This is a genomic window from Dyella sp. 01N448 (assembly GCF_056399225.1).
In genome coordinates, this window is record NZ_JBFTQX010000001.1 from 294,056 (window position 1) to 310,526 (window position 16,471).

General features: G+C 66.2%; 19 protein-coding genes. 14 read left to right on the forward strand and 5 right to left on the reverse strand.

Features of this window, described 5'->3' with window-relative positions:
- Positions 1-156: 156 nt before the first annotated feature.
- The 4 genes from AC1DKY_RS01320 to AC1DKY_RS01335 all read left to right on the forward strand — a co-directional run bounded on the left by AC1DKY_RS01320 (position 157) and on the right by AC1DKY_RS01335 (position 3,571).
- Positions 157-579: an energy transducer TonB gene (locus AC1DKY_RS01320; RefSeq protein WP_441601958.1), complete on the forward strand. Its 423-nt coding sequence runs from the start codon at positions 157-159 to the stop codon at positions 577-579.
- 84 nt (positions 580-663) lie between these two features.
- Positions 664-2,037, forward strand: a complete 1,374-nt coding sequence (gene glmU, locus AC1DKY_RS01325; protein WP_441601959.1) for a bifunctional UDP-N-acetylglucosamine diphosphorylase/glucosamine-1-phosphate N-acetyltransferase GlmU — start codon at positions 664-666, stop codon at positions 2,035-2,037.
- 44 nt (positions 2,038-2,081) lie between these two features.
- Positions 2,082-2,630, forward strand: a complete 549-nt coding sequence (locus tag AC1DKY_RS01330) for a hypothetical protein (RefSeq protein ID WP_441601960.1) — start codon at positions 2,082-2,084, stop codon at positions 2,628-2,630.
- A 146-nt stretch (positions 2,631-2,776) separates the two neighbouring features.
- Positions 2,777-3,571, forward strand: coding sequence for a DUF4850 domain-containing protein (locus AC1DKY_RS01335; RefSeq protein ID WP_441601961.1), 795 nt, complete (start codon positions 2,777-2,779; stop codon positions 3,569-3,571).
- Here the strand turns inward: AC1DKY_RS01335 and AC1DKY_RS01340 are convergent, their stop codons facing one another.
- The gene (locus AC1DKY_RS01340) at positions 3,572-4,558 is read right to left on the reverse strand and encodes a chorismate transformation FkbO/Hyg5 family protein (protein WP_441601962.1); all 987 of its coding nucleotides are present in this window, start codon (positions 4,556-4,558) and stop codon (positions 3,572-3,574) included. It abuts the gene before it with no gap.
- 91 nt (positions 4,559-4,649) lie between these two features.
- Here AC1DKY_RS01340 and AC1DKY_RS01345 point away from each other — a divergent pair, with 91 nt between their 5' ends.
- The 8 genes from AC1DKY_RS01345 (at position 4,650) to fabG (ending at position 11,037) form a co-directional block, all read left to right on the forward strand.
- The gene (locus AC1DKY_RS01345; protein WP_046971235.1) at positions 4,650-4,919 is read left to right on the forward strand and encodes a phosphopantetheine-binding protein; all 270 of its coding nucleotides are present in this window, start codon (positions 4,650-4,652) and stop codon (positions 4,917-4,919) included.
- 79 nt (positions 4,920-4,998) lie between these two features.
- On the forward strand, positions 4,999-5,721 hold the full coding sequence (locus AC1DKY_RS01350; protein ID WP_441601963.1) for a COG4648 family protein: 723 nt from the start codon (positions 4,999-5,001) through the stop codon (positions 5,719-5,721).
- A complete protein-coding gene (locus AC1DKY_RS01355) occupies positions 5,718-6,017 on the forward strand; it encodes an ApeI family dehydratase (RefSeq protein WP_441601964.1) in 300 nt (99 codons plus the stop codon). Before AC1DKY_RS01350 ends, AC1DKY_RS01355 begins: the two co-directional genes overlap by 4 nt.
- Positions 6,014-6,979: an LpxL/LpxP family acyltransferase gene (locus AC1DKY_RS01360; protein ID WP_441601965.1), complete on the forward strand. Its 966-nt coding sequence runs from the start codon at positions 6,014-6,016 to the stop codon at positions 6,977-6,979. Before AC1DKY_RS01355 ends, AC1DKY_RS01360 begins: the two co-directional genes overlap by 4 nt.
- The gene (locus AC1DKY_RS01365; RefSeq protein WP_441601966.1) at positions 6,891-7,550 is read left to right on the forward strand and encodes a LolA-related protein; all 660 of its coding nucleotides are present in this window, start codon (positions 6,891-6,893) and stop codon (positions 7,548-7,550) included. Before AC1DKY_RS01360 ends, AC1DKY_RS01365 begins: the two co-directional genes overlap by 89 nt.
- Before the next feature lie 2 nt (positions 7,551-7,552).
- Positions 7,553-9,868: an MMPL family transporter gene (locus AC1DKY_RS01370; RefSeq protein WP_477179869.1), complete on the forward strand. Its 2,316-nt coding sequence runs from the start codon at positions 7,553-7,555 to the stop codon at positions 9,866-9,868.
- On the forward strand, positions 9,852-10,286 hold the full coding sequence (locus AC1DKY_RS01375; RefSeq protein WP_441601968.1) for a hotdog family protein: 435 nt from the start codon (positions 9,852-9,854) through the stop codon (positions 10,284-10,286). The genes AC1DKY_RS01370 and AC1DKY_RS01375 overlap by 17 nt, the downstream gene beginning before the upstream one ends.
- 13 nt (positions 10,287-10,299) lie before the next feature.
- Positions 10,300-11,037, forward strand: a complete 738-nt coding sequence (fabG, locus tag AC1DKY_RS01380) for a 3-oxoacyl-ACP reductase FabG (RefSeq protein WP_441601969.1) — start codon at positions 10,300-10,302, stop codon at positions 11,035-11,037.
- 15 nt (positions 11,038-11,052) lie between these two features.
- Here the strand turns inward: fabG and AC1DKY_RS01385 are convergent, their stop codons facing one another.
- Genes AC1DKY_RS01385 through AC1DKY_RS01395 form a run of 3 tightly spaced genes read right to left on the reverse strand, consistent with a single transcriptional unit; the run spans position 11,053 to position 13,801 of the window.
- Entirely contained in the window at positions 11,053-11,811 is a 759-nt protein-coding gene (locus AC1DKY_RS01385) for a glycosyltransferase family 2 protein (RefSeq protein WP_441601970.1), read from the reverse strand.
- Positions 11,808-12,605 (reverse strand): beta-ketoacyl synthase chain length factor, encoded by a 798-nt coding sequence (locus AC1DKY_RS01390; RefSeq protein WP_441601971.1) that lies wholly within the window; start codon positions 12,603-12,605, stop codon positions 11,808-11,810. The genes AC1DKY_RS01385 and AC1DKY_RS01390 overlap by 4 nt, the downstream gene beginning before the upstream one ends.
- A complete protein-coding gene (locus AC1DKY_RS01395) occupies positions 12,602-13,801 on the reverse strand; it encodes a beta-ketoacyl-[acyl-carrier-protein] synthase family protein (protein ID WP_441601972.1) in 1,200 nt (399 codons plus the stop codon). The genes AC1DKY_RS01390 and AC1DKY_RS01395 overlap by 4 nt, the downstream gene beginning before the upstream one ends.
- A gap of 198 nt (positions 13,802-13,999) precedes the next feature.
- Between AC1DKY_RS01395 and AC1DKY_RS01400 the strand changes: the two genes are divergently transcribed.
- On the forward strand, positions 14,000-14,689 hold the full coding sequence (locus AC1DKY_RS01400) for a YdcF family protein (protein WP_441601973.1): 690 nt from the start codon (positions 14,000-14,002) through the stop codon (positions 14,687-14,689).
- Between the two features lie 82 nt (positions 14,690-14,771).
- A complete protein-coding gene (gene hemF / locus AC1DKY_RS01405) occupies positions 14,772-15,674 on the forward strand; it encodes an oxygen-dependent coproporphyrinogen oxidase (protein ID WP_441601974.1) in 903 nt (300 codons plus the stop codon).
- Between the two features lie 49 nt (positions 15,675-15,723).
- On the opposite strand, the gene AC1DKY_RS01410 is transcribed toward hemF, so the two are convergent.
- A complete protein-coding gene (locus AC1DKY_RS01410; protein ID WP_441601975.1) occupies positions 15,724-16,383 on the reverse strand; it encodes a DUF4097 family beta strand repeat-containing protein in 660 nt (219 codons plus the stop codon).
- Positions 16,384-16,471 lie beyond the last annotated feature (88 nt).

A 16,471-nucleotide genomic window follows, 5' to 3' on the forward strand; every position in this document is an offset into this window, starting at 1 on the left:
GGGGGCTACGACATGGATGCGAAGCAGCAAGCTGATTGGCACAGGTTCCCAAGGTTCCTGTTGGTCGCGTTGATCGCTTCGCTGGCCGGGTGCGCGAACGCACCTCACGCCACCTCGACCAAGCCGTCCACTGAAGGTGACACCTCGTATAGGTCCGTGGCCAAGGACGATATGCAGCACTACCAGCTCGCCATGGGTGAGATCTCTACCGGGGCGATTCCCTGGGATCATCCCTCGCCGCCGTACCCGGCCGCCCTGCTCGATCAGCGCCTGCCGCCACAGGAGGTGGAGGCCACGCTTGTCGTCAACGAAGCAGGCAAGGTGGTCGAGGTACGCATCACCGATGAGGCGCAGGCCGATGCGCAGATCCGCCTGTTCGATCAGGCCGTGCGTGAGACCACCATGCAATGGACGTTCGAGCCGCTGCGTTTCAGCCAGTGGGCCGCGGATGCCAACGGCAATAGTCATCAAGTGAGCAGCCAGACGCGCCCCTTCAGTCTTGACTACGTGTTCCGCTTCGCCTGGAAAGACGGCAAGCCGGTTGCCGATGCCAGCGCGGCCAAACACGCCCTGCCATAGCCATAGGTTCTACATCCTCAGGGCCTTAGGGCACTGAGCCTCGGCTGCTATCCTCCGCCGCTAGTCAAGGACAGGTTGGATCCCATGCTCAAGACCACGCCGTTGCACGTCATCGTTCTCGCCGCCGGCGAGGGCAAGCGCATGAAGTCGAAGAAGGCCAAGGTGCTGATGCCCCTGGCCGGCCGGCCCCTGCTTGCCCACGTGCTCGAGGCGGCGCGTGCATTGCAGCCGAAGGCGATCCACGTGGTCTATGGGCATTGCGGCGACCAGGTGCGTGCGGCGTTCGAGGGCCAGGACGACCTGCACTGGGTGCTGCAGTCGCAGCGGCTAGGCACCGGCCACGCCGTGCGCGAGGCACTGCTGGAAGTGCCCGACGACGTTACCGTGCTGGTGCTCTACGGCGACGTGCCGCTCACGCGTACGCAGACGCTGGAGGCCCTGGTACGAGCCGAAGGCACGGTGAGCCTGCTCGCCACGCGCGTCACCCATCCGCACGGCTACGGCCGCGTCCTGCGCGACGGCAACGGCTTCGTGCGCGCCGTGGTCGAAGAAAAGGATGCCGACGACGCACAGCGCGCGATGAACCTGATCAATACGGGCATCCTGGCGGCCGATGCAGTCGCCTTGAAGCGATGGACGTCCAAACTCGATCGCAACAATGTGCAGGGCGAGTACTACCTCACCGACATCTTCGCCATGGCGGCCGGCGAAAATCGCGCGGCAGCCTGCGTGGAATGCGAAGACGAATTCGAGACCGCCGGCGCCAACAATCCCTGGCAGCTGGCGGAGCTTGAGGCTCAGTACCGTTCGCGTGCGGCCCAGGCGTTGGCGCTGGAAGGCGTGCGCATCGCCGATCCGCTGCGCATCGATGTGCGCGGCAAGGTCAGCGCCGGCATGGATGTCGAGATCGACGTGAACGTCGTGCTCGAAGGCGACGTGCAATTCGGCGATGACGTACATATCGGCCCGTTCACGCGCCTCAAGGACGTGAAGCTAGCCAGCGGCACCGTGGTGCAGGCGCACTGCGACCTCGAAGGCGTGGTGACGCACGGGCCCTGCACGATCGGCCCGTTCGCGCGACTGCGTCCGGGCACGGAGCTGGCGGCGGGCGTGCACATCGGCAATTTCGTCGAGACCAAGAAAGCCGTACTCGGCGAGGGCAGCAAAGCCAATCACCTGAGCTATCTGGGCGACACACTGATCGGCCGCGGCGTGAACATCGGCGCCGGCACCATCACCTGCAATTACGATGGCGCCAACAAGCACCTCACCGTGATCGGCGACCGTGCCTTCATCGGTTCCAACAGCGCGCTGGTCGCGCCAGTCACCGTGGGCGAGGATGCGACGATCGGCGCCGGTTCGGTGATTGGCAAGGAGGCGCCAGCCGGCGAGCTGACCATCGCACGCGCCAAGCAGGTAACGCTGCATGGTTGGAAGCGACCGACCAAGCAGTCGTGAAGGATTGCCGCCGCCCGGCGTCTTGGCCCAATCACGGAGTAGTCATGCGCATCGAAATGTCGATCGGTACGTTGCTCGGGTTGCTGCTGTTGAATGCCTGCGCCAGTTCGCCCAGCGGCGATGCAGCGGTGCAGCTGTTTGGCGCGCAGGACGCGCCACGGTTTCACGCCTATCTGGCATGCACCAGCAGCACGGTCGATTGCGCCATCGTGGAGCGCGCGTTCGACCGCTGGGCGGACGACCGGCACGTCGCGCTGGAAACGGTGGCGTCGGACAACCGGGTCTTCATGACGGGCACGCCGTCGCCCACTGCGGAGCAGGCGCAGCCGTACCGCATCACCATGCGCTACGTGCCTGACTTGTCCGCGCCGGCCAACCCCATGGGCGGCGGCAGCATGCGTCCGATGATCAGCTACAACGCGACGGTGCACGTGTTCGATGCGAGCACGGGGCGCTTGTTGAAGACCATGTCGTTCAAGGACAAGGCCATCATCGACCAGGACAGCGGGCAGGCCAATCCGTATATCAACGGTCAGGTGCGCGCGTTCCTGCATCAACTCGATCCTGCTTACGCGAAGACCTCCGCCTCTTGATCCATCGCGCGCGTCCTCGCCGGCAAGTGCGGCTAGCAACGGCCCGGCCAGAAATAGATGCTGCCTCACACCGGACTTTTGACCGACTCGCGCGCTGCCGGCGCACGCGTATAAGCTGCTAGCCGCTGACGCGACAGGGGGTGGTCATGCGCTTTCGGTTCCGACACGCGGTTGCGCTCGTCGCCACCGCCTTGCTGTGGGGAATGATGCCGCAGGTTCATGCGGCGGCGGGCGTGCGCGAGCTGCCCGCCACGCCTGAGATACGGTCGGCGCCAGGAACCGATTACGCCTTGCGCACGCTCTCGTTTGGCGGCGTCACCGCCACACTGATCGACGTGCATTCGGGCGCGGGTGACTGGACGCGTCCGGACCCGGCGAAACTGCCTGCGCTGCCAAGCTCACCATCGCCTGCGAAGGACGCCGTGCAGTGGTTTTATGGCGATGTGGCCGGGTGGATGGCGGTGCCCCAGGGCTGGCGCGTGCAGCGTGCCACCATCGGCGTGGACGCCAATGCGCACTACACCTTCGCTGCGCCCGAAGGTGCGGCCTCGGGTTGGGTCACCTATACCGTGATTCCTGCCTGCGAGGAATGCCTGTTGCAGGAGTCCGAAGCCCTGCTGCCAGGTGCAGGCGAACAACTGGGGGCCAGGCACGACGCCACGCCGATCTATCTGGGCCAGACCAATCCCGTGATGAGCTGGCAGTCCCGCCCGGATGACTGCACGGCGCTGTTCCGCTATCGCCTCGGTGGGCTGACGGTGCACGCGGCCGTGTTGAGCAGCGTGCCGGTGTCAGCGCTGGAAACCGGCAAAGCAGCACTCGCGCTCGCCGATGTCTATGCGGCGCTGCCTGCGGCCAAGTCCGCGCTGGCGGATTTCATGGTGGGAGGGTTCCGCCAGGCGTTTCCTGCCTGCCGTTCACCGCAGGGATGGTCGGGCTGATCAGGCGTAGCGCCAGCCGTCGATTTCCACCAGCAGCTCGCTGCGGCAGATATCGCCGTGCAGCAGCAGCACCGGCACGCCGGCCAGCCGTTGCTGCAGGAATTCGCGCACCACGGGCGCATCCGTCGGGTGGCGCACATACGCCTTGAGCGGCGACTGCGTGTCGAAGCCGGCCGGCATGTTTGCGCTTGAGAGCAGGGCTTCAAGGTTCACCAGGGTTTCGTCCAGCTGCGCGAGCAGATCATCCTCGTGCGCCGACGCGTGACCCACCACGGCGGCCGTGCCGGAGATGGCGAGCGCGTCCTGGCCCGGCAAGGTCATGGCCCGGGCGAAGCTGGGCGGCGTGCGACCGTATTGGCGTGGGTATCGCCAGGCACTCACCTGGCGGGGATTCTCTACGCGTTCGCCCGGCTCGTCGCACGCCAGCAGGTAAACCTGCAGGCGCGGCGCCGAGGCGTGGTGGCCGATGGCGGTGGCGGCGGGAAATCCGTCAGCGAAAAAGCTGGCCATGCCCTCGGCGCGGCCTTCGCAGAATTGCTTGTAGCGCTCGCTGTCGCCGGCGCCGTCATTGATGTCGACCAGGTAGTTCCAGATGCGCTGCACGTGGCGCTCGCGGCGCGTGGCGACAAACTCGCATAACTGCGCGTAAGCGGTCGCCGCCGCGGCGCGCAGGCCGCCATGGAGGTTTTCATCCAGTGTGATGGCGGCGAACAGCCAGCCGTCACCGCTCGACCATTGCAGATCGCCCACCCGCCCCTGCGTCACGGGGCCATCGACCTGCCAGATCTCCAGCGGCGTCGGAGCGTCAAAGATTTCCAGGTCGACCGGCAGCCAGCGGGGATCGATGCTGCGCGCGGCGCCGGTGCCGAAACCGAATACGGCGAGCGTGCCGGCATCCTGCAAGACTGCATCCGGATCGACCCACCGGTAGGACACCTGCGGCGCGCGACGCAGCGCCGGCCTGACGTTTTCACAACCCTGAACCATGGGCATCCAACCGGAGACTCTGGGACGCTATGGTACACTGGCCGGCCTGCGGCTCTGGGGGAGAGACGCAAGAATTCGGGTACGGAAAGGCATGGCCGAGCAGAGCACCGCACAACACGAACTGGCCACGCTGATCGTGGACAGCCTCAATCTGGAAACCGTCACGGCCGACCAGATTGACCCCGATGCACCGCTTTTCGGCGGCGATCTGGGCCTGGACTCCATCGACGCCCTGGAAATCGCCCTGGCCGTGTCCAAGCGCTACGGCTTCCAGCTGCGCTCGGACAACCCCGAGAATCGCAAGATCTTCACCAGCCTGCGCACGCTCTCCGAGCACATTGAACGGCAGCGCGCCGTTTAATATCCATCGGGCATGATGTACCGCGCACGCGGCAGACTTAGGTCGACGCGGTTTCATCGTCATGCAGGCTGAGCAACCCATGTCGTCACCAAACGCAGCTTCACCGAAATCGACGTCGCGGCGCTGGATGCCGCTGATGTTCGGCTATCCGGTGCTGGCGATGGCTGGCGTGCTGACCCACCGCCAGGGCTTCTCGCTGGCGGCCTGCGCCTTGCTGCTTACCGTGTTGATGATTCCTGCGCTGGCTACGCGCCGCGCCATGCCGTGGATCGTATGGACAGGTACGCTGGCGGCCATGGCCTGGCTGTGGCTGCACGGCATGGTGGGCCTGCTGCTGGAATGCGTGCCGATCGCCATCAATATCCTGCTGGCCTCGCTGTTCGGCCGCACGCTGCGGGCAGGCCAGACGCCGCTGATCGCGCGCTTTATCGAAGCATTGGAAGGTCCTGAGCGACTGGCTGTACCCGGCATTGCGCCGTATGCGCGCCACCTCACCTGGTTCTGGACGCTGCTCACGGCAGCACAAGCCCTCGTGCTGGCCGTCTTGCTGCTGTGTGCGGAACCGGGCGGCCTGCTTGGCTCGCTGGGCATCACCTCGCCCTGGCCGGTGCCGGCGGGCATCGCGCAATCCTATGTGCATGTAGGTGGCTACGTGTTGATCGCCAGCGCTTTCCTGCTGGAGAACCTGTTCCGCCGCTGGCATCTGCGTCATGTGCACCACCCACGCTTCCACGAGCTGGCCATGGGCATCGCGGCGCGCTGGCCGGCGCTGGTGCGCGGCGACGATTCGGCCTCGCCATGAGTCAGGCGGCCTTTCAGCGCGTGTTTCGGGTGAGCGCGGATCATGCCTGCCTGCCGGGTCACTTCCCCGGTTCACCATTGGTGCCCGGCGTCATGCTGCTCGAAGAGGTCGCACTGGCCTTGCGCGATTGGCGCGGCCAGCGGCTTGCGCGCGTGCTGGAAGCAAAGTTTGTCGCGCCGCTCCTACCGGAACAGGAAGCGCGGATCGCGCTCATCGAAGCCCAGGGCCGCGTACGTTTTGAGATTCATCGCGGCGACGATCTGCTCGCGCGAGGCTCCATCGAGGGAACGATATGAGCGAACACTGGCAGAGTCGCCCTGAAGGCGGCGGACGCTTTGCGTTGTGGCTGATCCGCAGCATCGCCCTGTACGGCGGTCGTCCGCTCGCCCGGCTGATCCTGTATCCGATCACGCTCTATTTCTATCTGCGTCGCGGGCCCGAGCGCGTCGCATCGCGCCGTTTCCTCGAGCGCGTGCTGGACAAGCCGATCACGCCCTGGCACGTGATGAAGCACATTCACTGCTTCGCATCGACCATGCTGGATCGTGTCTTCCTGCTCGCCCGCGGCGAGAAGGGCTTCGACGTCACGGTGGAGGGCCTGGAGCAGCTGGAGGCCAGCTTCGCCGAGGGGCGCGGCGTACTCCTGCTTGGCACCCACCAGGGCAGTTTCGAGGCCTTGCGCACGCTGAGCTCGCGTCGCCCGGATACGCATCTGCGCGTGGTGCTGGACAAGCAGAAGACGCCGGCCTTGACCCAGTTGCTCGAGGCGCTCGCACCCGACGTGGGCGCCAGCGTCATCGATGCTTCCGCGGGTGGTACGTCGATCACGCTGGCGATGGCCGAGGCCTGCCAGCAAGGCGCCATGGTCGCCCTGCTGGCCGATCGCGGACGCGAACACGAAGTACTGCGCCGCACGCCGTTGCTGGGTGAGCCCGCGCCGTTTCCGGTCGGCCCCTGGCTGCTCGCGCACAGTTTGCGCGTGCCGGTGGTGCTGTGTTTTGGGCTATATGAAGGCGGCAATCGCTATCGCCTGATTTTCGAGCCGTTTGCCGACCGCATCGAGATTCCACGACAGGATCGCGCCCAGGCGCTGGACGCCGTGATCGCCCGTTTCGCCCATCGCGTGGAACACTACATCCGTGTCGCCCCCTACAACTGGTTCAACTTCTATGACTTCTGGCAGCAAGACGTGGACACTGCTGTGCGCCCTGACGCTGTCGCTGTGCGCGAACACGAACGCGAACGCGTCGGCGCCTGAAGACGCCGCCACGGCACGCGCGCTGGTGGCCTCGCTGGGCCGTCCGGCGCCTGCCCGCACGCCGTTTGCCGAAGCGCGCTTCATGAAGATGCTGGACAAGCCGCTGGTCGTTTCCGGGCAGCTGGCGTGGCTGGGTGGCGACAAGCTCGAGCGCACGGTCGAACATCCCACGCGCGAAGTGTCGACCATCGGCGATGGTGAAGTAACGCAACAGCGTGAAGGCCGTTCATCGCGAAGCTTTTCGCTGAAGCGCGCGCCACAGCTCCAGCTGCTGCTGGATAGTTTTGTTGCGCTGCTGGGCGGCGATGCATCTCGCCTGGAGCAAGCGTTCACCGTGCAGCACAGCGCCGATGGCGACGATCACTGGACGCTCACCCTGACCCCGCGCGACGCGAAACTCGCGCAAACGGTGAGCCGCATCGACATCGACGGCAGCGGCAACGAGCCGCACTGCATGCGCATGCAGGAAGCCGATGGCGACCTCGCCATCGACCTGCTCGGCGACTACGCCGCCAAGATGCCGACGGCGCCTACGCGCGACGCACTCACCGCACTCTGCAGGGGCAGCTGAGCGTGCGTCGCAGCCGCGTGACGCTGCTGGTGCTCTGGCTGGCGACGCTCGCCGCGCTTGGCCTGTTCGTTACGCGACACCTCACGGTGAGTACCGACCTGCGCAGCTTCATGCCTGCGCCGACCACACCCGATCAACGCCTGTTGATGGAGCAGGTGGGCGAGGGACCGGGTTCGCGCCTGCTTTTGCTCGCCATCAGCGGCAAGTCCGATGAGCAACTGGCCGGGCTGAGCCAGCAACTCGCCGTGGCGCTGCGCAAAGATCAACGCTACACGCAGGTGCTCAACGGCAGCTTCGACATGGGCGCACTCGACGACGCCCTGCTGCCTTATCGCTATCTGCTCTCGCCCACGCTGGATCATCAGCGCTTGGATACCGCGTATCTGCGCGACGAGCTGGAACAGCGCCTGGACGATCTGTCGTCGCCCGCGGCGTCACTGCTGAAGGGACTGTTGCCGCGCGACCCCACCCTGGAAGTGCTCAAGCTGGCCGAGCGCTGGTCGCCGCCGAAGTCGCCCGAGCTCGTGCAGGGCGTGTGGTTTTCGCCACAGCACGAGGCCTTGTTGCTGGTGCTGACGCAGGCGGCAGGTTTCGATCCCGACGCGCAGTCGCAGGCCATCGATGGCATCCACCGTGCCTTCGATGCCTTGCCCGATCACGCGGGTGGCTCGCTGGTGGTCAGCGGGCCGGGGTACTTCAGCGTGGTGGCGAGCGCGCAGACGCGCGGGCAGGCGGAGTGGATCGGGCGTATCTCGACGGTGGGTTTCATCGTGCTGCTGTTGCTGGCGTATCGCAGCATCGGCTCGTTGCTGTTCTCGGCCTTGCCGATCGCCAGTGCGGCGCTGGCGGGCATTGCCGCGCTCGTACTGCTGTTTCCGCAGGTGCATGGCATCACGCTGGCGTTTGGCTTCACCCTGCTCGGTGTGGCACAGGAGTATCCGATACGCGTGCTGAGTCATCGCCGCGCCGGCGAAAGCGCCGTGCAAAGCGTGCGTGACCTGTGGCCGCTGCTGCTCACGGCGATCGCTTCGGCATGCATTGCCTATGCGGCGTTCTTTGCATCCGGCGTGAATGGCCTCAAGCAATTGGCCGTCTTTACCATCACAGGTTTGTTGGTGGCCGGCTTCAGCACACGCTACCTGTTGCCCTATCTGCTGCCGGAGCGCGTGCACGATGTCGCCGCGATGGGCTGGCTGATCCGCGCACGCGACATCGTGGACCGCCTGCCGCGACCGCGTTGGATTCCCTTGCTGGTGGCCGTCGCCAGCGTGCTGATGCTGGTGTTTGCGCAGGGCCCGTTCTGGCAGAACGACTTGTCGGCGCTTACGCCGTTGCCGCGCGATCTGCTGATGCGTGATGCACGATTGCGCGAGGCCCTGGGCGCGCCCGATGTGCGCTATCTACTGGTGCTGCAGGCGCCCGATGAGCAGGCGGTATTGGCGCTTTCGGAAAAACTCGAGCCCGCCGTGGATGCCTTGGTGGCCCGCCACGCCGTCGATGCGATCGAACTGCCTTCACGCTATCTGCCCAGCGATGCAGTGCAGCGCGCGCGGCAGCGGGCGTTGCCCGATGCGCAAACACTGAAAAGTGCGCTCGACGAAGCCGAGCAGGGCATGCCGTTCCAGCCGGGCCTGTTCCAGCCTTTCCTCGACGATGTGGCGCAAGCACGCAGCTTGCCCGTGCTGACGCCGGAGCGCTTTGCATCATCGCCATTGGGCCAACGCCTGTCGGCCATGCTGATGCAGCGCGATGGTCATTGGCTCGGCCTGGGCACGCTTACTGGTGTGCACGACTTGGCTGCCCTGCAGTCGCTCGCGCGCGACAGCGGCGGTTCGGTGCGTCTGCTCGACCTCAAGGGTGCCGCTGAATCGCTGGTGGTGGATTACCGTGCGCGCATCCTGCACGCCTTGGTCGGCGCAACGCTACTGCTGGTCATCGCGATCGTGGTTGCCTTGCGCAGCGTGCGCAGGGCCTGGCACGTGCTGGCCCCAATGACACTGGCAACTTTCCTGGTGCTGGCCGTGGAACGTGTGTCAGGCGTGGAGATCTCCCTGTTCCATCTCGTGGCGCTGATCCTCGCGGCGGGGCTTGGCCTGCACTATGCGCTGTTCTTCGAGCGCGACACCGGCGACGCCKCCGAGCAGCGCCGCACGCTGCATGCGACCCTGGTCTGCGTGCTGTCCGCGCTGCTGGTCTTCGGCATGCTGGCCTGGAGCACCATTCCCGTCTTGCGCGCGATCGGCTTGACCGTTGCCCTGGGCGTCGCATTTCACTTCTGTCTTTCGATCCTGATGGCACCGCATGCTCGCCAAGACTGACTGGGCCCACCTCATTCCGCATCAGGGCGCGATGTGCTTGCTCGATGCCGTGGTGACGTGGAACCAGACGACCATCCACGCCATCAGCGAGAGTCACGCGTTGGCAGACCATCCGCTGCGCGGCGGTGCTGGCCTGCACGCGGTGCATCTGGCCGAATACGGCGCGCAGGCGATGGCGGTGCATGGCGCCCTGCTGGCGCGCGAACGGGGTGCGAGTGAGGCCAGGCCCGGGCGTCTGGTCAGTCTGCGTGACGTGTCGCTGGCCATCGAATGGGTGGATCCTTCGCAAGGGCGTTTGGACGTCCATGCCCAAAGCCTCTACGCTGACGATGCGGGCGCACAATATGCCTTTCGCGTCGAACAGGGCGGCCGCTTGCTGGTGAGCGGCCGCGCTGCCGTCATTCATCCTCTTCCCTGATGCCGAGGCGGCCATGACTCAGCTCCATACTCCCCGTCGCGCGCTGGTGACCGGCGGCAGCGGCGATCTTGGCGCGGCGATATCGCAGGCGCTCGCCGCAGGCGGCTACCATGTGATCGTGCACGCCAATACAGGTCTGGCTCGCGCCGATGACGTCGCCGCTGCGATCCGCGATGCCGGCGGTGCGGCGCAGTCGGTGGCTTTTGATGTCACTGATGCAGCCGCCACACGGCATGCGCTGGAGACCTTGTTGATCGACGGCCCTGTGCATGCGGTGGTGAACAACGCCGGCATTCATGAGGACAGTCCGCTGGCGGGCATGTCCGAAGACGCATGGCGGCGCGTGATCGACGTATCGCTGCATGGCTTTTTCCACGTTACACAGCCATTGCTATTGCCGATGGCGCGTGCGCGCTTCGGTCGCATCGTGTCGGTGAGTTCGGTGGCAGCGCAGTTGGGCAATCGCGGCCAGGCGAATTACGCCGCCGCCAAGTCCGCCCTGCATGGCGCCACGCGCTCGCTGGCGCGCGAGATGGCGTCGCGCGGTATCACCGCCAACGTGGTGGCGCCCGGCGTGATCGAAGGACGCATGATCGGCGAGCAATTCCCGCCCGAACGCATTCGCGAGATCGTGCCGGCGCAACGCGCCGGCAAACCGGAAGAGGTCGCGGCACTGGTGGCGTTTCTTTGTTCCGATGCCGCCGGCTATATCAACGGCCAGGTGATCGGCGTCAACGGCGGCATGGTCTAAAGCAGCGGTGCCTGCTCAGGTCACCGCGACGTCGAACACCACCGGACTCGAGGCGCGCGAGCGCCGATAGCTGGCCAGCACATCGCCGTGGCGCAGGATCTGCCCCACGGTGTAGAAGGTGATGCGGCTGACATCGCGGATCGGGCTGAAATGGCTGATGCGGAATTCGCCCTGGTAACGCGAAGCGATCGGCACCGACACCACGCTGATGCCTTTCTCGCGCGTGGCGGCGATCAGGATGGCAGCCTCGAACACAAAGTTTTCCGCCGGCAGATCGACCAGGTCGAGCGCGCCGCGCGGATACCAGCGCTGCCCGCTTTGCGTATCGGCTACCGGCTGTGCGCAGGCCCACGAGATGCCCCAATCGGCCACGCCATTGGCACGACGACGACCCTTCGGCTGCTGTTCGCGCTGGAGCAGACGCGCACCGATGACGATGTGATTGGGATAGCGCTGCGCTGCCGCCGCAATGCGCGGGATATCGGCGGCCAGGTGCTGGCCGTCGCCATCCATGGTGAGCACGGCGTCGAAGCCCTGCCGCAGCGCCTCACGAAAACCCGTGCGCAGCGCTTCGCCCTTGCCGCTGCGTTGCGGATGGCGCAGCAAAGTCACCGGCAGTTCGCGCACGATCTCGGGCGTGCGATCGTCCGAACCGTCGTCGACCACGATGACCGGGACGCCCAGCGCCAGCACGGATTGGACCACCTCGCCGATCGCCGCCTCTTCATTGAGGCAGGGAATCAGCACGCACCAACGGGCAGCGGACGTATTCAAGCAAGTGTCTCCAGCACAACCCTCAACGCCAGGGTTTCGGCGGCGGCCAGGGTGCAGTCACCGTGGCCTGTAGCGAGATTCTGCATCAGCGGCCAGGCGGATGCGGCAATCGGATTGGTTTCGTACCACTGGCCCGTCGCGGGCGCCGGGCGCAGCGGATGGTCGGCGTGGGCCTCAAGCTCGATCGCCATGCTCGCCAGCGTGCCCGAGGTGACGGTCGGGGAAAGCACCAGCGCAAAGCCGAAGGAGCTGCCTGTCGCGCTCATCTCGCCCACCGGACCGGTGCCGGCGATATCGCTGCACACCAGCAGTACCGCGCGCTGTTCGGCGAGGCTCAGCGTGGCCGCTTCCAGCAGGCCTGCGCCAAAGGTGGCGCGACCGGCGGAAATCGCGCTGGACAGCGCCTGGCAGCCGGTGGCGATCGTCCAGTAGCCGGCCGGCGCGTTGTGCACGGAATTGTGGAAGCGCGTGGGCGACAGCTCGGCCGGCGCACTGGCCAGGGTGGCGCACATATAGTCGGAAATCAGCTGGTCGCCATAGGCGGAGCTGAATACGCAAGGCAACTCACTTGCGACGCGACCGCTCATGGCTACCGCCTGGCCGGCCACTTCCACTGCCAGCAGCACGCTCTCGGGTGCGCGGCGTCGCTCGTTGGCGGGCAGGGTCGCTGCCGCGGGGCGTGCAGCCGGGGCGTCGATCGACAAGCCTTGCAGCTGCGCCTTCAGTGCCGCGAAATCGCCCAGTGCCGGCGACCACAGGCCAATGCCTTCCACGTGGACTTGCAGCGCACTCATGCCGGCGCCCTCCCGAAGGCAAGGCAGGCATTATTGCCTCCGAATCCAAACGAGTTGCTCAAGGCCACGTTGACGTTGCGCTGCTCGCTCTGCAGCGCCAGTTGCGGGCCGCAGGCTTCATCCGGATCGGTGCATCCAAGGTTGCCGGGAACCATGTTGTGGCGGATCGCTAGCAGCGCGAACACCGCTTCGAGAATGCCTGCGGCGCCCAGCGTGTGACCGGTGAAACCTTTCGTGGAGCTGGCGCGCGTGCTCGATGGAAAGGCGCGTGCGATCAGTGCGGCTTCCACTTCGTCGTTCTTCAGACTCGCCGTGCCGTGCAGGTTGATGTAGTCCACTTGCTCGGCACGCAAGCCGGCGCGCGCGAGCGCGTCGCGCAGCGCCAGCTCGGCACCGACACCTTCCGGATGCGGCGTCGACATATGGTGCGCATCGCTGGATTCACCATAACCGAGCAGGCGCGGTGCGTGTGGCGCGTTGCCCACGCGTTCCAGCAAGGCGAAGCCCGCCGCCTCGCCGATGGAGATGCCACGACGCGCCTGGTCGAATGGACGACACGGTTCGGGCGACACCAGCTCCAACGCGTTGAAGCCAAACAGCACGCTGTCGCACAACGTATCCACGCCGCCCACGATGGCCGCGTCCACCAGCCCAAGGCGAATCAGCCGCTCGGCCGTGGCGAACACTTTCGCGCTGGACGAGCACGCGGTGGAAACGGTCAGGCACGGGCCTTCCAGCCCGAGCGCTTCGGCCACGAAACCGGCCAGCGAATGGGGCGCGTGGATCAGCGGGCGGCGCAATTCCGCCGGCATCCGGCCGTCGGCATCGAGGTGGCGATAGCCCTCCTCAGTGGCGCCGATGCTCGCCGTGGAGGTGCCCAGCACCAGCGCGACGCGCGCGGCGCCGTAGCGCTGGCGTGCATCCAGCGCCTGTTCGAGAAAGCGGTCCTGCTGCAGCCCCAGCCAGGCCAGGCGGTTGTTGCGGCATTCCCACGACGCGTGCGCCGCGGGCAGCTCAGCCTCTTCGACGCCATCGACACGGCCGATCCAGCAGCCCAGGGGAGCGCTGCTGAAGTCGTTTTCACGGAGGCCACCATGGCTGGAAGACAGGGCGGCGAGATGGCTTTCGAGACCTTGGCCGAGCGCTGAAGTGACCGTATAGGCACTTACGGCAAGGGGTTGGATCGGTACTGACATCGCGCGAGCCTAACGAGCGACTGAAACATTTCCTAGTCTGGACAGCCGCCACGCTGGATCGCGTTCATGTTTGTCAGTGCCGTTTTGACCGCCAGTTACGCCTGGCGTGACGGCTGAGCACGACGCCCGGCCGGTCCCCGTGGGACACTGCGCCGTCCACCCTCCGTGCCCTGCCCCGTGCCGCCGATCACCGCCCCCTTGAAGCGTGGCCCCTGGCGCTATCTCAGCGACCGGGACGTACTACACGCCTTCGTGGTGATGGTGGCCGCGGTGACCCTGAGTCTTGGGCTGGTGTGGGTCGGCTATCTCGTTCATGTATGGCGGGTGGCGGCGCGCAGTCCGGTCGCCCCCGGACAGCCGATGACCGTACTGGTATTCGGTCGCCGGCTGGTGCGCGACGCGCCCGAAATGGACTATCAGGCCCGCCTGCTGCGCGCGCTGGCGCTGATGCGTGCGCACCACACCGAACACGTCCTGTTGCTGGGCGGACGCAGCGGCGGGGCCATCAGCGAGGCGGCCGCCGGACGCAGCTGGCTGGAGCAGCACGAGCTGCCGCCGGGCGTGGTGATGCAGCTGGAACAGGCCTCGGTCGATTCGCTGGAAAACCTGCGCCATGCACGCAGCCTGCTGCAGGAAGACGGTCCCGTGGCTCGCGTGCTGCCGCCGGTCGCGCTGGTGACCAGTCGCTACCATCTCGCGCGCTGCCAGCTGCTGGCGCAACGGCTGGGTTTCCGCAGTGTGCCGGTCGCCGCCGAAGCGCGGCTGGTGCTCAACCGCCGTTACGTCGTGCGACTGCTGGCCGAGTCGGGTTATCTGATGTGGATCGATATCGGCATGCGCTGGGCGCGTCTGATCGGCCATCGCCGCATCAGCGCACGACTGAGTTGATGCGATGCGCGACGCGCCGCCGCAGCGGCCCGCGCGCCACGCTTGCTAAGCTGGCGGCCTTTGCACGCCGACGGACCGCCCCATGAGCCAGCAAGCCGACCAAGCCGAACTGTTCCTGCGCGAGTTGCAAGACCGCATTTGCGCGGCGATCGAGCAGATCGACGGCAAGGCGCGTTTCGAAGAAGACGCCTGGACGCGTCCCGCCGGTGGCGGTGGTCGCACGCGCGTATTGCGCGATGGCGCCATCTTCGAACAGGCGGGCGTGAACTTCTCGCGCGTCTACGGTAACCAGCTGCCGCCGAGCGCTACCGCACATCGTCCCGATCTTGCCGGGGGCGGTTTTGTCGCCACCGGCGTATCGCTGGTGCTGCATCCGCGCAATCCGCACGTGCCGACCACGCATGCCAATGTGCGCTATTTCGAGGCGAGCAAAGAAGGCGTGGATCCGGTGTGGTGGTTCGGCGGCGGTTTCGATCTCACGCCGTTCTATCCGCGCGATGAAGACGTGGCGCACTGGCATACCGTGGCGCGCGACCTGTGCGCGCCGTATGGCGACGATGTGTATGCGCGCTACAAGAAGTGGTGCGACGAGTATTTCTATATCAAGCATCGCGCGGAGACGCGCGGCGTCGGCGGCCTGTTCTACGACGATCTCAACGAAGGCGGCTTCGAGCGCTGCTTCGCCTTTACGCGCGACGTGGGGCAGGGTTTCCTCGATGCCTATCTGCCGATCGTCGAGCGCCGCAAGGACGAGGCTTATGGCGAACGCGAGCGCGAGTTCCAGCTGTATCGCCGCGGTCGCTACGTGGAATTCAACCTGGTCTACGACCGCGGCACGCTGTTCGGCCTGCAGTCGGGCGGGCGCACGGAATCCATCCTGATGAGCCTGCCGCCGCGCGTGCGCTTCGAATACAACTTCCAGCCCGAGGCGGAATCGCCGGAAGCGCGGCTGGCGGAATACCTCAAGCCGCGCGACTGGGTGTGAGGCATGAGCGCGTCATCGATCCGTCGATGACGCGCCCTTCAGGGTTCGATCACTCCGTCGGCATGGCGCCGCTGAACTTCACCGGCGTGGCGCCCTTCACGGGGCCGATCTGCGCGCTGTCGCTCACCTGCAGCACCACCTCGCGGCGGAACTCCAGCGTGCCCTGCACCACCGCATGCGGACCGATCACCACGTGCGGCAGACGGTTGTTGCTGCTCCAGCTCCACCCGCCCGGCTTGTCCACCAGGATGCCGCCTTCGATGCGCGAATTGGCGCCCACGGTCACATCGCCGTTGGTGGTCTGCAGACCGCCGCCCACGTGCGCGGCGTCGAGATTGATGCTGCCGTTGACGTTGCCGACCTTGCCGGCCACATCGGCGCCCTGTTGCAGGTGAATACCGCCGTTGGTGGTGCTGACGGTGCCGCTGACGCGGGCGGCCGAGCCCAGGTTCACGCCGCCGTTGACGGTGTCGACGGCCGTGGCCTGCGCATGATCGCCCAGGTTGACCGAGCCATTGACCGTGCTCGCCTTCTGCACCACGGCGTTGTCGCCAACGCGCACCGCGCCGTTGACCGTGCTGACGTTGCCGGCGTGCTGGCCCGCATCCACCTGCGCGGTGCCGTTGACCTTGTCGATATCGTTGTCGCTGGCCTGGGCTACGACGGGCAGGGCCAGGGCGAGGGCGAGTGCTAGCAGATGACGACGCATGATGAGCTCCATGAATAGACTGACCACCCTAGGATGCACCCGGCGCGGGCAGGGTTTAGCATGACCTTCGACAGGGGCCGCGCGATTT

What these genes read in the sequence shown, in the direction of transcription:
- AC1DKY_RS01410 (WP_441601975.1), bottom strand. Translation starts at nt 16,383, where the DNA reads ATGCGTCGTCATCTGCTAGCACTCGCCCTCGCCCTGGCCCTGCCCGTC.
- glmU (WP_441601959.1), top strand. Translation starts at nt 664, where the DNA reads ATGCTCAAGACCACGCCGTTGCACGTCATCGTTCTCGCCGCCGGCGAG.
- fabG (WP_441601969.1), top strand. Translation starts at nt 10,300, where the DNA reads ATGACTCAGCTCCATACTCCCCGTCGCGCGCTGGTGACCGGCGGCAGC.
- AC1DKY_RS01335 (WP_441601961.1), top strand. Translation starts at nt 2,777, where the DNA reads ATGCGCTTTCGGTTCCGACACGCGGTTGCGCTCGTCGCCACCGCCTTG.
- AC1DKY_RS01365 (WP_441601966.1), top strand. Translation starts at nt 6,891, where the DNA reads ATGACTTCTGGCAGCAAGACGTGGACACTGCTGTGCGCCCTGACGCTG.
- AC1DKY_RS01360 (WP_441601965.1), top strand. Translation starts at nt 6,014, where the DNA reads ATGAGCGAACACTGGCAGAGTCGCCCTGAAGGCGGCGGACGCTTTGCG.
- AC1DKY_RS01330 (WP_441601960.1), top strand. Translation starts at nt 2,082, where the DNA reads ATGCGCATCGAAATGTCGATCGGTACGTTGCTCGGGTTGCTGCTGTTG.
- AC1DKY_RS01375 (WP_441601968.1), top strand. Translation starts at nt 9,852, where the DNA reads ATGCTCGCCAAGACTGACTGGGCCCACCTCATTCCGCATCAGGGCGCG.
- hemF (WP_441601974.1), top strand. Translation starts at nt 14,772, where the DNA reads ATGAGCCAGCAAGCCGACCAAGCCGAACTGTTCCTGCGCGAGTTGCAA.
- AC1DKY_RS01390 (WP_441601971.1), bottom strand. Translation starts at nt 12,605, where the DNA reads ATGAGTGCGCTGCAAGTCCACGTGGAAGGCATTGGCCTGTGGTCGCCG.
- AC1DKY_RS01345 (WP_046971235.1), top strand. Translation starts at nt 4,650, where the DNA reads ATGGCCGAGCAGAGCACCGCACAACACGAACTGGCCACGCTGATCGTG.
- AC1DKY_RS01355 (WP_441601964.1), top strand. Translation starts at nt 5,718, where the DNA reads ATGAGTCAGGCGGCCTTTCAGCGCGTGTTTCGGGTGAGCGCGGATCAT.
- AC1DKY_RS01350 (WP_441601963.1), top strand. Translation starts at nt 4,999, where the DNA reads ATGTCGTCACCAAACGCAGCTTCACCGAAATCGACGTCGCGGCGCTGG.
- AC1DKY_RS01340 (WP_441601962.1), bottom strand. Translation starts at nt 4,558, where the DNA reads ATGGTTCAGGGTTGTGAAAACGTCAGGCCGGCGCTGCGTCGCGCGCCG.
- AC1DKY_RS01395 (WP_441601972.1), bottom strand. Translation starts at nt 13,801, where the DNA reads ATGTCAGTACCGATCCAACCCCTTGCCGTAAGTGCCTATACGGTCACT.